This is a genomic window from Roseobacter fucihabitans, assembly GCF_014337925.2.
Classification (GTDB): Bacteria; Pseudomonadota; Alphaproteobacteria; order Rhodobacterales; family Rhodobacteraceae; genus Roseobacter; species Roseobacter fucihabitans.
On the sequence record NZ_CP143423.1, the window covers coordinates 140,816 to 155,207 of the forward strand.

At 59.1% G+C, this 14,392-nt stretch carries 14 protein-coding genes; all 14 read left to right on the forward strand.

Features of this window, described 5'->3' with window-relative positions; translation table 11 throughout:
• Window positions 1-10 precede the first annotated feature (10 nt).
• The 14 genes from ROLI_RS00665 to ROLI_RS00730 all read left to right on the forward strand — a co-directional run bounded on the left by ROLI_RS00665 (window position 11) and on the right by ROLI_RS00730 (window position 14,391).
• Window positions 11-1,138 carry an FAD-binding protein gene (locus ROLI_RS00665; RefSeq protein ID WP_187428026.1) on the forward strand — a complete coding sequence of 376 codons (1,128 nt, stop codon included), beginning with the start codon at window positions 11-13 and terminating at the stop codon, window positions 1,136-1,138.
• An 80-nt stretch (window positions 1,139-1,218) separates the two neighbouring features.
• Complete coding sequence (gene glcF, locus ROLI_RS00670; RefSeq protein WP_187428027.1) at window positions 1,219-2,541, forward strand: glycolate oxidase subunit GlcF; 1,323 nt, start codon at window positions 1,219-1,221, stop codon at window positions 2,539-2,541.
• 109 nt (window positions 2,542-2,650) lie between these two features.
• On the forward strand, window positions 2,651-3,472 hold the full coding sequence (locus ROLI_RS00675; RefSeq protein ID WP_187428028.1) for a serine protease: 822 nt from the start codon (window positions 2,651-2,653) through the stop codon (window positions 3,470-3,472).
• A gap of 3 nt (window positions 3,473-3,475) precedes the next feature.
• Window positions 3,476-4,237: a serine protease gene (locus ROLI_RS00680; protein WP_187428029.1), complete on the forward strand. Its 762-nt coding sequence runs from the start codon at window positions 3,476-3,478 to the stop codon at window positions 4,235-4,237.
• A 202-nt stretch (window positions 4,238-4,439) separates the two neighbouring features.
• Complete coding sequence (locus tag ROLI_RS00685) at window positions 4,440-4,907, forward strand: Hsp20 family protein (RefSeq protein ID WP_187428030.1); 468 nt, start codon at window positions 4,440-4,442, stop codon at window positions 4,905-4,907.
• Between the two features lie 285 nt (window positions 4,908-5,192).
• Window positions 5,193-5,849 (forward strand): DUF4157 domain-containing protein, encoded by a 657-nt coding sequence (locus ROLI_RS00690; RefSeq protein ID WP_187428031.1) that lies wholly within the window; start codon window positions 5,193-5,195, stop codon window positions 5,847-5,849.
• A 44-nt stretch (window positions 5,850-5,893) separates the two neighbouring features.
• Window positions 5,894-7,150 (forward strand): ABC transporter substrate-binding protein, encoded by a 1,257-nt coding sequence (locus ROLI_RS00695; protein WP_222869334.1) that lies wholly within the window; start codon window positions 5,894-5,896, stop codon window positions 7,148-7,150.
• A complete protein-coding gene (locus ROLI_RS00700; RefSeq protein ID WP_187428033.1) occupies window positions 7,150-7,941 on the forward strand; it encodes a bifunctional 2-polyprenyl-6-hydroxyphenol methylase/3-demethylubiquinol 3-O-methyltransferase UbiG in 792 nt (263 codons plus the stop codon). Before ROLI_RS00695 ends, ROLI_RS00700 begins: the two co-directional genes overlap by 1 nt.
• Window positions 7,938-9,632: a transporter substrate-binding domain-containing protein gene (locus ROLI_RS00705; RefSeq protein WP_187428034.1), complete on the forward strand. Its 1,695-nt coding sequence runs from the start codon at window positions 7,938-7,940 to the stop codon at window positions 9,630-9,632. The genes ROLI_RS00700 and ROLI_RS00705 overlap by 4 nt, the downstream gene beginning before the upstream one ends.
• A complete protein-coding gene (locus ROLI_RS00710) occupies window positions 9,629-10,225 on the forward strand; it encodes a hypothetical protein (RefSeq protein ID WP_187428035.1) in 597 nt (198 codons plus the stop codon). Before ROLI_RS00705 ends, ROLI_RS00710 begins: the two co-directional genes overlap by 4 nt.
• Window positions 10,226-10,405: 180 nt before the next feature.
• Window positions 10,406-10,987, forward strand: coding sequence for a DUF4255 domain-containing protein (locus tag ROLI_RS00715; protein ID WP_187428337.1), 582 nt, complete (start codon window positions 10,406-10,408; stop codon window positions 10,985-10,987).
• Entirely contained in the window at window positions 10,987-11,715 is a 729-nt protein-coding gene (locus tag ROLI_RS00720; protein ID WP_187428036.1) for a hypothetical protein, read from the forward strand. Before ROLI_RS00715 ends, ROLI_RS00720 begins: the two co-directional genes overlap by 1 nt.
• Window positions 11,716-11,728: 13 nt before the next feature.
• Complete coding sequence (locus ROLI_RS00725) at window positions 11,729-13,903, forward strand: cadherin-like domain-containing protein (protein ID WP_187428037.1); 2,175 nt, start codon at window positions 11,729-11,731, stop codon at window positions 13,901-13,903.
• Window positions 13,904-13,932: 29 nt separating this feature from the next.
• On the forward strand, window positions 13,933-14,391 hold the full coding sequence (locus ROLI_RS00730; protein ID WP_187428038.1) for a phage tail protein: 459 nt from the start codon (window positions 13,933-13,935) through the stop codon (window positions 14,389-14,391).
• Window position 14,392 lies beyond the last annotated feature (1 nt).

Genomic DNA, 14,392 nt, shown 5'->3' on the forward strand with positions numbered 1-14,392 from the left:
CCAAAACACTATGACACCTGAAACCGAAGAGGCCGTGGCCGAGGCCATCAAGACGGCCCAATCGCCCTTGGCCATCCAGGGTGGCGGCACCCGCGGCTTTAAGATTGAGGGCGAGACGCTCTCCCTTGCGCGGTTGTCGGGCATTTCGCTTTATGAACCCGGTGCCCTCACGATTGTCGCACAGGCGGGCACGCCGCTGCGCGACATCAACGCCGCCTTGAGCAAAGAAAACCAGCGTCTGGCATTTGAACCGATGGATCACCGCACGCTTTTGGGTACCACGGGCGAGCCGACGATCGGGGGCGTGATAGCCGGCAACATCAGCGGTCCGCGCCGCATCCAGGGCGGGGGCGCACGTGACTATGCGCTGGGCGTGCGGTTCGTGGATGGGGCCGGGGCCATCGTCAAGAATGGTGGCCGCGTGATGAAGAATGTGACCGGATATGACCTGGTGAAGCTGATGAGTGGTGCCTTTGGCACGCTGGGCGTGTTGACGGAGGTGTCGCTGAAGGTATTACCGATCCCGGAGACGCAAGCGACCCTGATCCTGCACGGTCTTGATGACGCGCAGGCGGTGCAGGCGATGTCCGCCGCGATGGGCTCACCCTTTGAGGTCAGCGGTGCGGCCCATTCCGCCAAGATCATGGAGAGTGGCCCGGCAACGCTCTTGCGTGTCGAAGGGTTTGAAACCTCTGTTGAGTATCGCATCGGGCGTTTGAGGGACCTGCTGGCTCCGATCTGCTCTGAGGCGAGCGTCGCCGATGCGGCCCTGACCGAAGACCTCTGGTGCAACGTAAGGGATGTGGCGCAATGGCGCGACCTGCCCGACGACATCTGGCGCATTTCCTGTAAGCCCTCTGATGCGCCGGCACTCATGGGGCGTTCTGGCGCGACCGCCTGGTATTTCGACTGGGCCGGTGGTCTGATCTGGGTGCGCATGCCTCAGGGGGGCGATCTGCGCGAGACGCTTGGGGCTTTTGAGGGCCATGCAACGCTTGTGCGCAGCGCACCTGAAACGCGCGCGCGGGTGCCGGTCTTCCATCCCGAAGCCGCCGGTATCGCCAAAATTACGGCCGGGTTGCGCGCGCGCTTCGATCCGCGCGGTATCTTGAACGCCGGTCTGATGGCGGGCGTCTGATATGGGCTGCACGCCTGTCGATCCCGTTGTTCCCCCTCATTCGCAGCTTGCCTGCGTTCCTTTCGATAGGTCCGATTGATATGCAAACGACATTCTCACCAGAGCAACTCAAAGACCCAGGGATCAAGCGCAGCAATGAAATCCTGCGCAGCTGTGTGCATTGCGGATTCTGCACGGCGACCTGCCCGACCTATCAGGTGCTGGGCGATGAACTCGACAGCCCGCGTGGCCGCATTTACCTGATCAAGGACATGCTGGAAAACGACCGCGATCCGGACCCCAAGACCGTGAAACACATCGACCGCTGTCTGAGTTGTCTGGCCTGTATGACGACCTGCCCCTCGGGCGTGCACTATATGCACTTGGTCGATCATGCGCGCGAATATATCGAAGAGCGCTATAAACGACCGCTGAGCGACCGCGCCCTGCGCTGGGTGCTGGCGTTGATCCTGCCCTATCCGATGCGCTTCCGTCTGGCGCTTGCGGGGGCAAAACTCGGACGGCCCTTCGCGCGTTTCATGCCGGATGCCCGGCTGCGCGCCATGCTGGAGATGGCCCCCAAGACGATCCCACCTGTCAGCCGCAACGATGATCCGCAGACCTTTGCTCCTCAGGAACCGCGCAAGAAACGCATCGCCTTGATGACCGGTTGTGCACAGCGCGCGCTGAATACCGACATCAATGACGCCACCATCCGGTTGCTGACGCGTTTGGGCTGCGAAGTGGTGGTGGCGGAGGGCGCGGGTTGTTGTGGTGCCTTGACCCATCACATGGGAAAGACCAAGGAAAGCCACGCGACGGCGGCCAAGAACATCACAGCCTGGGTGCGCGAGATGGATGGCGACGGGCTCGATGCCATCGTGATCAACACCAGCGGCTGTGGCACCACGGTCAAGGATTACGGCCATATGTTTCGCAATGAACCGCTGGCCGCGGACGCCAAACGCGTGTCCGACATCGCGATGGATGTCTCCGAAGTGTTGATGCAATTGGACCTGCCGGAAGGGGGCGATCAGGACATGGTGGTCGCCTATCACGCCGCCTGTTCGTTGCAACATGGTCAGCAGATCAAGACCTTCCCGAAGGATTTGCTGAAACGCGCTGGCTTTACGATCGTGGAGCCTTCTGATCCGCATTTGTGTTGTGGCTCTGCGGGAACTTATAATCTGATGCAGCCGGAAATTTCCAAACAGCTGAAGGACCGCAAGGTCCGCACGCTGGAGGCCAAGAACCCGGATGTGATCGCAGCCGGTAACATTGGCTGCATGATGCAGATCGGCACCGGAACACAAATTCCTATTCTGCACACGGTGGAATTGCTGGATTGGGCGACCGGGGGGCCAAAACCCCCCGCGCTGATCAACGGCGCGCGCGAGAGGTCCGAAATCCCGATTCTACGCTGAGCCAAAGACAAAGAATCAGTAAACAAATGCCACGATTGGGCCTCAATAGGCCGTAATTCCGCCGTAACTGCTCCGTAACTTCATCGGATCAGTTACAAAGGAATGTCACATGATCCGGTGGTTATGTTCAGCCGCGCTCGCCTTGAGCGCGCCAACAGGGGTGGTCGCTCAGCAACAACCGCTCAGAGCGTTGGAAAACGGCTTTGAAGCGCGCCCCTGGGAAGCTGTCGGGCGTCTGGACATCGCCGGAAAGGCATTCTGTACCGGCGCATTGATCAGCCCGGATGTGGTCCTGACCGCCGCGCATTGCCTTTTTGACACATCCAGCGGCGCGCGAATAAATCCAGAAACAATCGAATTTCGTGCCGGTTGGCGTCAGGGGCGCGCTTCGGCTTACCGCGCCGTCAGCCGGGCGGTGGTGCATCCAAAGTATTCCTATGCGGCGGCGGTTTCGCCCGAGCGGGTGCGGGATGATATCGCGCTTTTGCAATTGGCCCATCCGATCCGAAACACGACCATTCATCCCTTTGACACCGGTGCGCGCCCGCTCAAAGGCGCAAGCGTGAGTGTTCTGAGCTATGTCCGTGGCCGCGCCGAAGCGCCCTCACTGCAAGAGCACTGCACGGTTCTGGACGCGCAGCAGGGGGTGTTGGTGACCTCTTGCTCGGTCGACTTCGGATCCTCTGGTGCGCCTATTTTCGCAGTGTCGCAGGGCCGTGCGCAGATTGTTTCGGTGGTGTCGGCCAAAACCGAAATCAACGGGTCCGACATTGCCCTGGGCACCTCGCTGGAGGGCTCTGTGGCATTTTTGCGTGCCGAACTCGTGGCTGGCAAGGGCGGCTACACGTCCAGTTCTCCACTCCCGATACGCCTGCGGGTTGGCGAGGGGCGTAGCGCCACAGGTGCCAAATTCATCCGGTTGGGGGAATAAGCCATGTTGCGTATTTTCACCCTCCTTCTGGCCGCCTGGATGCTGGCCGTACCAACCCATACTGCGGCGCAGGAAAAAGCGACATTGGCCAGCCTGCGCGTCACGCCCGACGCCATGACCTGGCGCGCGGTAGGCCGTCTGGATGCGGCGATGTCCGGATTTTGCACGGCGACCCTGATTGCGCCGGATTTGCTTTTGACGGCGGCGCACTGTGTGTACTCGTCCAAAACCAACCGATTGATCAAACCTGCGGGGCTGACATTCCGGGCCGGGTTGCAGAAGGGTAAAGCCGTTGCCGAACGTCGCATCGTTCAGGTCGAAGTGCATCCAGGCTATGACGCCAGCGCCGGTCCCAGCGCGCAAAGCGTGGGTCACGATGTCGCTTTGTTGCGCCTGGCCGAACCGATTGGCGCGGATGTGCTGGACCCGTTTTCGGTGCAGGATTCCGCCCAGACACATGGGCCGGTCAGCGTGGTTTCTTATGGTAAGGGTCGCGCCGAGTCGCTCTCAGCGCAAAGCGCCTGCGAGGTTCTTGATGGCTACCAAAATGTGATCCTGATGGATTGTGAGGCGACCTTTGGGTCCTCGGGCGCACCGATCTTCAATTCCCAAAACGGGCGGAGAGAGATTATTTCATTGGTGTCCAGCATTGGCCAGTTTCGCGGCAAGCGCACGACATATGGTATGATTTTGCCAAAACTGGTGGCCGACCTGAAAGACCAGATGCGGGCAAATCAAACGCAATCCCTCGCAGATGCCAGCTGAGGCGCGCAAGGCGGGCGTTGATGGGCAGAGACGGTTACGCCAGCCTCAAAATTCTTGTCTCCGAAGGGTCTTGAAAGCGCAAATTCCTTTCCCACATTATTGAGACCAAGGTGCCTATTCAGGGCTTTGGGATAACCGATTGTCGGTCTGCGTCCCCCAGGAGCGACCGGCATTTCATCGCTCAAAGAATGAGGATAACACTATGCGTACTTATGATTTTGCACCGCTTTATCGCGCCACCGTTGGCTTTGATCAAATCGCCAATCTGATGGATCGCGTGTTGACCAGTGAAGGCACCCAGCCTTCCTATCCCCCCTATAACATCGAAAAACTGGACGGTGATGCCTATCGCATCTCGATCGCCGTGGCCGGATTTTCGGACGCGGATCTTTCCGTGGAAACCCGCGAGAATGCGTTGATCGTCTCGGCGCGCAAGGCCGATGAGGACGAGGAGCGCAGCTATCTGCACCGTGGCATCGCAACCCGCGCGTTTGAGCGTCGTTTCCATTTGGCGGATCACGTGCATGTCACCGGTGCAACCCATGTCGATGGTATGCTGAACATTGATCTGACGCGTGAAGTGCCAGAGGCGCTCAAACCACGCCAGATTTCGATCTCTTCGACTAAACAGATTGAAAAAGATGTGGTTGATGCAAAATCCGTGAACTAACCAGTTTCCGGATATATTCGTTCAGAGGTCCGGGCATTGCGCCCGGGCCTTTTTTATTGCGCTCGGCGGTGGGTTGTTCTGCCGTCGGGTTTGATTTTCTGAGGTGTGATGCCACGGCGAGGTCTTGAAAATTCAAGCGCCTTCATGTTCCGTAAATTCCAGTCGGGTATCAGCACCGTTGAAACGCGCAACGCCTGTGCGGAAGCCGTGCGACGGCCATTTGCCCAAATGCAACGTGACGCGATCATATGCTTCGTGCTAGAGTTGTGTGAAAGAGGATTTGAGATGGCATATATTTTTGCTTCCGAGCACGCGCGAAAGCCCTCCCCGTCAGCACGTCCGGCAAGCCGCGCTTTGACCGGCTCTAATCTGACATCGCTGCAGGCCGGGGCAGACACCAGCACAGGCGCGCAAAGTCTTGCGACCTTCCAGCTGGCGGCGGACACAGTTCAGCGGATGGAAGAGGAAGAGATGCTACAGGGTAAAGCCGCCGGGTCCACTCTCGCGGAGGGGGCGGTGCAGCTTATGGAGGAAGAGGAACCCTTGCAGGGTCGCGCCGAAGGGTCCGGGCTGAGCGATCAAGCGTTGCAGCAAAAACCGGACGGCGGAACGGCGCAAGGATTACCGCCAGGGCTGAGGGCAGGGGCTGAATCCCTTTCCGGGATCGATATGAGCGGCGTTCAGGTGCATTATAATTCCGATAAGCCATCGCAATTGCAGGCGCATGCTTATGCTCAGGGGCAACAGATTCACCTTGCGTCTGGTCAGGAACGGCATCTGCCGCATGAGGCATGGCATGTCGTACAGCAGGCCCAGGGCCGTGTGCGGCCGACGCTCCAGGTTGCCGGGCAAGCGGTCAACGATGAGCCGGGTCTTGAGAGCGAAGCCGACCTGATGGGCGCGCGCGCGATGCAAGAGGGGAGCGCATCCTTGCGCGACTGACCCGCTCTGACGAAATTTGACGTATGTACGGACGATCCCCGCCGATGCCACAACCCTCCTTAATTCACGGTTTTGCCCGGATCAGGCGATCTGCGCTGATGCAGGTGGTGCCGGCTTTGCTGGTGGTGCTTGTGTTTTCGCCACAGCCCGCCATTGCCGCTTGCCAATCGGTCGCAACGGGGGCTGACGCGCCGGATGTGATTGTTGCGATCCGCGATGCGCCGCCCTTTACCGCGCGCAGCGACAGCGGTCTGGCCGAAGGGTTTGCCGTCGATATCTGGACCTCCATCGAGCATGAACTCACGGCATCCGGCCTGATGAGCAAAAGCCAGATCATCATGTGCGATGGTATCGACGATCATCTGAGGGCCTTGGCGCGCGGGGATGTCGATGTGGTGATCTCGCCCCTGACCATTACGGCGCAGCGCATGGAGGGGTTTGATTTTTCGCAACAATATCTGCAATCGGGTCTGACGCTGGCGCATCGCACCTCCAGCGCGATTGATTTTGCTGCCGCAACCGGCGTCATCGTGCAAACCATATCCCAACCTGGCGTGATCCGGGCGATTCTGATCTTTCTGGCGATCAACCTTGCGCTTGCGGTCCTGATCCGTGCCGCGTTGCGCGCAGGCTCGACCCCGGATGAAATTGAAACGGGCATCGGGCATTGGTTTGACAGTATGGTCGAAGCTCTCGTGCGTACCGTTGGCCTTAAGGGCCTTTCAGAACAGTTTCGTACCCGTTGGGGTCGCTTGCTGGAAATCTTCATGGCGCTTTTGGGCACGGTTCTGTCGGCAACCATCCTGGGGGTTTTAACGACCGCATTCGTGGGTTCGATTGGCGGTCTTGGGGGCACGCCGTCCTCCAGGCTTCCTGAGATGCGGATTGCAACGCTTGAAGGCTCCACAGCGCAGGCCTTTCTGATCGCACAATATCCGCAAGCGGAGGTCAACAAGACGCAAGCGGTCTGTACGCAGGCCGCGATCGCGCGGGAGGTAGACAATTGCCTCGTGTATGCGACCTGGCCCGATGCGGTCGAGGGTCTGGAGAGGGGTAATGTCGATGCTGTCCTTGGCGACTGGGTGGCGTTGACCTATTTGTCGCGGCTGGATCAATATGTCGACCGGATCTCGGTGGATTCCAAAGTCTATCGCAACGAACCTTATGGCTGGGGTATTTCGCGTGATCGCAGCGACCTGCGGCGCGGTATCGACAAGGCGATGATCGAACTGATGCGCGATCCCAGATGGCGCAAACGGATCGAGGCCTATCTGGGCGTTGGCACTGTGGCACCGAACTGATGCGCGATGAGGAAACAGCGCGCAAGGCCAAGGCCGGCTCACAGATTGCCGCATCCTATCACACCTATTTTACCTCCGGTCAGTATGACAAACGCTACCCCAGCCCAAACAAAACGACCTGGCAGCGCATCTGCCAATTGGTGACGCCTAGCACGCATTTGATCGATTTCGGCTGTGGCAGCGGGCGATATCTGCTGCGCTTGCAAGGCAAGGTCGCGCGTGCCGCCGGATTTGATATAAGCCCCGCCGCGATCGCGTTGATCCGGGAACGTGCGGCCCTGTCGGGTTGGGATGATCTGGAAATCCTCGGCCCGGCCCCCGAAGCCTTGCAAGGTTACATTGACCGGGTGGGTCAGGCCGATGTCGTATTATGCCTGTTCGGGGTGCTGGGTCATATCCAGGATGCGCATATTCGTCATGAGGCGCTGCTGCAGATGCACCGCGCGCTGAAGCCGGGGACGGGTCGTTTGCTGGTCTCCGTTCCCAATATGGCGCGCCGGTTTTACGCCGAACAGCGCGTCGCTGGCGCGGATGCAACGGGGTCAATTGAGTATGAGCGGCATATGGACGGGGCGCATGTCGTGCTGCCTTATCAACTCTATGATCCTGCGCGATTGTGCCGTGAACTGGCTGAGGCAGGGTTCGAACTGCGCGGGCTGGGTGCGGAGAGTGTCCTGCCCGAAAGCTGGCTCCTGAATAACGCCTTTGCGCGCTGGGGGGATGGGGTCGTGACGCCGCTATGTCCTGCGCGCTGGGGCTATGGGATCATCGCCGAAGCCGCCCCGATATGAATAATTTTCTGACCCTTTTGATGGTGGTGTTTGCCCTTTTGTCCGGGCCGGTGGCCGCGCAATCTTCCAGTGGTGCAACTCTGGAACGCCGCGCACAGGTGCCGGAAAATCCGGGGGGGCGGCTTGAACACATCCTGCGGCGTGGGAGCTTGATTGTCGGGGTCAAGGATGACTACCCGCCGATGGGATTTCGCGACCCTGTGGATGACACCCTCATTGGTTTTGAGCCCGATATGGCGCGTGCCATGGCCGAGCGTCTGGGCGTTGCGCTGGAATTGGTGGCCGTCACCTCGAGCAACCGGCTGAGCCGGGTCAATCAGGGTCAAATTGATCTGGTTATCGCAACCATGGGCGACACCAAGGAACGGCGCACGCAAGCGGGCCTGATCCAGCCGACATATTATGCCAGCGGGGTCGCGCTTCTAGCGCAGGAAGGTCAGCCCTATACCGACTGGGGGCAATTGCGCGGTCGCCCTGTCTGCATGGTGCAGGGGGCTTATTACAACCGAACTCTGGATGATACCTACCTGGTGTCAGCGCAGTATTTCCCCAGTGCGCGCGACGCGATGCTTGCGCTGCGCCAGGATGCCTGTGTCGGGTGGGCCTTTGACGATGTGGCGCTGGTCAGCCTCACGACAGGGCCTGACGCGACGGGTCTGGCGGTCTCACTGCCATCGATCTTGACGGCCCCCTGGGCGGTCGCGGTTGCCAAGGGGGAGGAGGACGCAGATTGGGGCCGGTTTGTGTCTGATCTCTTGGCCGAATGGCACGCAGCCGGGAAATTTCTGACGTTGCAACAAAAGTGGGGACTGTTGCCAAACCCCTATCTGAGCGTGGCGCAAGAAACCTGGTCGCGCCAGAATGATGGCACGTTCTTTTGCGCGCGTGATCCTGAAACGGGCGCTTTCAGCCCCAGTTGTGTGACCACTGATGTCCTGCGCACAGGCGCACCGCCGGTCGAGGTTCCGCCCTGGGCTGCGCGCATTCAAGAGGCTACCGGCTGGGAACTTTCGATCCTTTTCGACGCCTATGACCGCACAAGGCTGACACGCGGGCTGGGTATGACCTTAGCGTTGAGCCTCTGCGCGATCATCGGGGCGCTCTGCGTCGGGATCGGTCTTGGGCTTCTCAACGCGGTCCTCTCCGGCGGCCCTGTCTGGCGCCGGGCGTTGCGGATGCCTGTGCTTGGCGTGATCACGCTCTCGCGCATGACACCGCCGATCTTGCAGCTTTATATCGTGTTTTTTGGTCTTGGCGGTTTGCTCAGCAGCGCTGGCCACGTCACGCCCGGTGCCTTCGTCACCGCAACACTTATTTTCTCCTTTTACGCCGGGGCAACGAATGCGGTTCTGATCACCCATGCTCTGGAACAGGAACGCGCGGCGCATCCGGAGATCGGCCTGATGCAGGCGCTGCCACGCGCAGTTGTCCGGTCGTATGATGGCCTGGTGTCAACCTGCGTGAACATCGTCAAAGCGGCGGGCATGGCGAGCGCAATTGCGCTGACCGAATTGATCGCGACGGTCAATTTGATCATTACCGAGGGCGGGGATGCCTCCGTTCTGATGAACGGGTTGTTGCTGCTCTATTTCGTCTTCGTCATGGGCGTGATGTGGCTGTTTCGTGGCCTCAAAGCCGTGTTGCTGCGCAAACCTGCCAATGGTGCATCGGTGCAGGAGAGCGGCGCATGATCGATGTGTTGATTGAACGTACACCCTATCTGGCGGGGGGCTTCGCGATGAATATCGTGATCTCGATCCTGTCCATGACCTTTGGGACGATGTTGGGTGTTGGGATGGGGGCGCTGCGGGTGCGCGGGGGTGTCATCGGTAAACCTGCCCGGCTGATGACGGATCTGTGCCGCAATGTGCCGAGCTTTGTGCTGATGTTTTATATGGCCTTCATGTTGCCCTCCGAGGTCGACGTTACCGGGGTCATCTATCAAGTGCCGCTGTGGCTCAAAGCGACCCTGGCGCTGACATTTCCCGTGATCGGTTTCGCGTCGGATCAGACATTGGGTTATGTTCGCCAGCGTGATGCAGGGCTGCACGGCGCGCGCGAGACGTTCCTGGTGGCCTGGGTGCAGTATTTCCTGATCATCATCATGGCGTCCGCCACGGCCTCTGTCATCGGTGCGGATGAAATCGTCGGGCGTGCGAATATCGTGATCGCCAGCGGTGACGGGGCAGGTTTCTTACTGGCGACATATGTTTATGTGGCGTTCTGGTTCATCCTGACCGGGTTGATTGTTTCAGGCCTGAGCAAGGCGTTACTGCGCGCCTGACACGCCGCTCCGCAAATATCGCGTTAAAAGAAAATTCACTCATGAGTTGATTTTTGATGCAGCATCTCTAGGCTGCGACGAAACACTTTTTTAAATGGGGTCTGGCGATGGGGGTCGAAATTTCGGGACCTGGCATTTTTGACGTTCTGGATACCCTGCGTGTCAATGAAGCATTGCACAATGATTGATCTGGCGCTGGGCCTAGTTGCGGATCGTCTCAACGCGCATCTGGTGTCGCGCTATGGCGTGTCGGACGCATTGGTCAGTGTATCGCCGCTGTCAGATGGCGAGGGCAAGCCGACCGCCGATGCGCGCAACCGGCTGGTGATGTTCCTGACCAATATCGCGCAGGATGCGACGCCGCGTGCTGCCGCCGGGACCCGCTCTTCGGTGCAGATGACGCAGGCGCGGGCCATTCACCTTGATATCTACTTCATGTTGGCCTCCGCCTATGATGCGGAAACCTACAGTGAAGGGCTCAAGCTGATTTCCTCTGCGCTGGCCTTCTTTCAGGCAAACCCGGTCATGACGCCCCGCAATACGCCGGATATGCCCGCGGGGCTGAACCAGCTCAGCCTCGAAATATCCAACCTCAAAGTGGAGGAAATGGGCCAGATGTGGGGCAATCTGGGGGGGCGCTATGTGCCTTCCGTAATGTTCAAGATGCGCTCGGTCATGATCGACGCCGGTGCTGTCTCCGACGTGGTGCCGCTGATCACGCAACCGGGTCAGGCCGCGCGCCCTGCCGAGGGCGTTTCGTGATGGCGTATCGGTCGATCCTGACACTCACATTGTCGCATGACTATTACGGATCAACCGCCCTCCCGCTCCGCGTGCTACCTGCCGATGCGCCGGCCTTTGCCAAGGCTGGGTTGCTGCTGCGCCAGACGCAAAACACTGTGCTTGTCCTGGCGGATGACGGGGATGAACCCCCTGAGACGATCGCGCTTGATCTGCGCGTGACCAGCCCGGAAGTTTTCACGCTCACTCAGGGTGCCGATTGGGGTCATGTGCTGGCTTTTGACGTGACGGGCGAGGCTTTTGAATTTGACGCCGGGAAGGCTTCGGCCCGCTTGCCGCAGAGGCGCGCGCAGTCTTTGGCGCGGCTGAGTTTTGATGTCGCTGGGGCGCATGAACGCGCCTGTTCGGTGCATTTCAACACGGTGGAGGCGTTTTGGGCCTATCATGTGACCGGCGCGCGCACCTCCGAGGATCTCGAAATTATTGATACGGCCTCCCAGACGACCTTTTCCGCGCAAGGCATGGTGATCTTGCCTGATGGTCGCGAGGCTTTCGTCATCCGCTCGGATAGCCCGCTGCCCGCGCGCGCGCGACCAGACCAGAAATTTACCTTGCAGCGGCCCAGTGCCTTTGGGCCAGAGCCGCTTGTACCAGTCCTCCCCGCAGCGGGGATTTCGTTCAAACCGATCGATCAACAGCCGGGCGTTGCTGCGCGCCTGCAATCAGACATTTACGTCTCACTATGGTGAAGGAGAACCGAAGATGGCCATGAAGACGCCCGGCGTTTACATCGTTGAGAAAAACGCATTCCCCAATTCGGTTGTGCAGGTTGCAACCGCCGTTCCGGCCTTTATCGGCTATACCGAAAAGGCGATGAACGGCAATGTGTCGCTGTCTAATACGCCGTGGCGGATCACGTCGATGTCGGAATTTCACAACTATTTCGGCGTTGCACCCGACCCAAAGTTCGAGATTGTACCCTGGGCCGAGTTTGACGGTGTCTCGCCTTTGTCGCCGCAGGGTGCTGCCAAGCCCGCCGCGCTGCCACGTGCGAAATTCACCACAAAGGGGCCACAGGGTGACGAGCCCTATGAGCTCAAGCAAACCAACAAGGCCTATGCGCTTTACGGTGCGATGCGGTTGTTTTTCCAGAACGGGGGCGGGGCGTGTTACATCGTATCCGTGGGAACCTACGCGGAGGAGGAGATCGACGCCGACAAGATCATGGCCGGTATCGCGCTGCTGAAGAAAGAGCCCGAACCGACGATGGTCGTCATCCCCGAAACCACGCGGATGGTGCGTCAGAACGCGGTCAAGGTGCAGCAGGCCATGCTGAAACACTGCGGGTCGGACAAGAAGAACCGCTTTGCAATCCTCGACATTTCAGGCGGGCATCTGGCGCAGGCCGACCCCCTGGGCAATCCGGTGGCGACCTTTCGCAATGACATCGGGATCAACGATCTGGATTTTGGCGCGAGCTATTATCCGTGGCTTAATACCTCGATTTTTCAATCGCGCGATTTCAGTTTCGAGAACATTGATGCCAAGAGCCGCAAGATGTTCATCGGCTTGATGAAGCGCAGCGTAAAACGTGACCCGGAGCTGTCCCTCGAGATTGATCGTGTGGGCGCGCCGGTTCTGGCGGGTGATTTCACCCTGTCTGTGACGCGCGGCGGCACGGTTGCCGTGACCGAACAGGACGTGGTCTCGCAGGATGATGACACAGATGATGAAGGTCTTATCTATCAACTGGCCGGTGGCACCGATGACATGACCGGTGCGTTGAAAGTTGATGGCAAGGACGCCACCAGCTTTACGCAGGCCGAATTGAAGGCGGGCAAGGTTTCCTTTGTCCACAAGGCCGATGCCGGGGCAAAGGGCAAATTTGATCTGAGTGTTACGGACGGAAATGGAATTGCCGCAGACGCCAAGACCATCGACATTGAGGTTGTCGGCGGTCTGCTGGATGCAAGCGCGGTTGAGGCGGGCACAGCCGTTGAGATCGACGTGCCAGCCGATCACCCTGGTGCTGATAAGGCGACGGTGAAGCTGATTGATGCCGATGATGCGGACGGCAAGGCCAAGTCGCAAAAAGGTGTGGGCGATTGGAGCGTGGCCAAGACCGGCAAGGTAACATTCAAGCCGAACGCTGAATTTGCCGGTCCAGAGGCGGTTGTCAGCTACACGATTGTGGATGGGGACGGGGCGGAAACCGCGCCTGCCTTGTTGCGCGTGTTGATGGATGGCCCGGTCACGGGACCCGTGTTTGAAAACCCGTCAGCGGGAACAATCGACAAGACCCTGCGCGCGGTGGTGTCGCTTTATGGGGATGTGATGGATGAAATCACCGCCTATATGAACGCGATGCCTCCCGCTGCAGCAATGGCCGGGATCTACACCGCAGTGGATGCCAGTCGGGGTGTCTGGAAGGCCCCGGCGAATGTGTCGGTGAACTCTGTGGTTGGTCCAAAGGTCAACATCAACTACGAGGAGCAGGAGAACCTCAACGTCTCGACCACGGGTAAATCGATCAATGCGATCCGCCCGTTTGTGGGCGAGGGGACGTTGGTGTGGGGCGCGCGCACGCTGGATGGCAACAGCCTTGATTGGCGGTACATCAACGTGCGCCGGACCATGATCATGATCGAGGAATCGATCCGGCTGGCTTCCAAGGCCTATGTGTTTGAGCCCAATAATGCCCAGACCTGGGTCACCATGCGCTCGATGATCGAGAACTTCCTGACCTCCGTCTGGAAACAGGGGGGCCTTGCGGGTGCCGTGCCGACGGATGCTTTCAGCGTTCATGTGGGCCTGGGTGAAACCATGACGCCGGTCGATATTCTTGAAGGTATCTTGCGGATTACCGTGTTGGTCGCCGTCACGCGCCCGGCGGAATTCATTGAGGTCACGTTCCAACAGCAAATGCAAAAATCGTAAAAGCGATCATAAAATGAAGGATTTAACACATGGCAGATGATGGCTCCGCCCAAACGCAGGCAATCTGGCCGCTCCCCAAGTTCCATTTTCAGGTGAAATGGGACGACACGGAACTGGCCTTTCAGGAGGTGTCGGGGCTCGACATCGAAACCCAACCGTTGGAATATCGCGCTGGCAACAACCCGGTGTTTTCCACGACCAAGATGCCCGGCATGTTGAAAACCGGCAATATCACGATGAAAAAGGGTGTGTTTGCTAAGGATAACGCGATCTGGGATTGGTTTGCAGAGATCAAGATGAACACGATCAAGCGCAAAGCCCTGACGATTTCGCTGCTGGATGAGGCGCAGAACCCGACGATGGTCTGGAAGGTTCAGAACGCCTTTCCGGTCAAGGTGACGGGCACGGATCTCAAGGCCGAAGGCAATGAGGTCGCGGTAGAGAGCATCGAGATCGCGCATGATGGTTTCGTGATCGAAAACGCCTAAA